Origin of the sequence: Rhodosalinus sediminis (genome assembly GCF_003385555.1) — a bacterium.
Lineage (GTDB): Bacteria > Pseudomonadota > Alphaproteobacteria > Rhodobacterales > Rhodobacteraceae > Rhodosalinus > Rhodosalinus sediminis.
In genome coordinates this window covers 1-1,074 of sequence record NZ_QOHR01000075.1, presented here as the reverse complement: position 1 = coordinate 1,074, position 1,074 = coordinate 1, and the positions used below count along the sequence as shown (strand labels likewise).

General features: G+C 68.2%; 1 protein-coding gene. It reads right to left on the bottom strand.

Going from position 1 to position 1,074, the window contains the following annotated elements; translation table 11 throughout:
* On the bottom strand, positions 1-808 hold an 808-nt coding region (locus DRV84_RS15130; RefSeq protein ID WP_192881440.1), incomplete at its 3' end, for a phage tail tube protein.
* Positions 809-1,074 lie beyond the last annotated feature (266 nt).

The window sequence follows — 1,074 nt, the reverse complement described above, 5'->3', positions numbered from 1 at the left end:
AGACGGCGTGCGCAGTCAGCGTGAAGCTCTCGCCTGAGGGCAGCGCGTAGCCGAACACCAGCTCGCACGGATCGCCGTCGATGGCCTGCTGCAGCAGCGTCTCGTCGGCGAAGCGGACCAGAACGTTGCCGGTCAGCGCGGCGATGCCGGGCTCGACGCCCGCGATCTTGCCGTCGGCGCGGATCGTCTCCACCCGGTCGAGGTTGTTGGCGTAGGTGATCTCGGCAGAGACCAGGTTGCCGAGCGCCGTGCCATTGCGCTGGACGCTGCCATTGAAGCTGCCGAAGCGCTTGAGCGCCGGCTCGGTCAGGGTGCCGGCCTGGCTCGCAGCGCTCTTGTCCTCGCCCTGCGCGATCACGCCGACGGTCGCGGTCACGAGGCCCGAGCGCTCCATCGACCATTGCAGCTGGTTCACCCGGCAGCCGGGATACATGGCAAAGTGTGGTACCTCGGGCAGGCCCTTCTCCAGCGCGAAGCTCGGCAGGTCCCAGGCGCCGGACTGGAACTCGTGGGTGTAGGGCCCGGTGCCGCTGGTCGCGGGCGCGCCGAAGGCGGCCTTGAGCCAGTGGCCCCAGGCTTCCGCGTCGATCGGGACCACCACGTCGCCATCGGCGGTGATCGCGTCCTTGACCGGGGCCAGCGGATCGCGGCCGTAGCCCAGCAGCTCGGAGTCGAGCAGCGGCTGTTCGGCGGCGACGGTCAGCCCAGGCGCGAACGGCATGCGGATAAAGCCGCTGGCCGGCGGCGTGCCGTAGGTGGTCTCGAAGCCGAGCGCCAGCCGCGCCCGCGCCCCAAGGGATCGTGCCATGGTGGTCTCCTTTCGTCGTCTAGATGGACGGATCGCATGAGGTGGCGTTGCTGCCTCGTTACGCCGGGCTTAGTCTGCCCCCATTGGGCTGGGAGCAAAGCTGCTATGGATTTCAAGGACCTGCTGCGCATTCAAGGATACGACCCGGACGCCAGGGAGCGCATCGTCCTGCTGCGCCATCGGCCTTTCGAACCCCGGCTCGCCCGGGCAATGCCGTGGATAATCGAAGACCGCCCGGACCTTTTTGAAACCTACCAGTCCGTTCC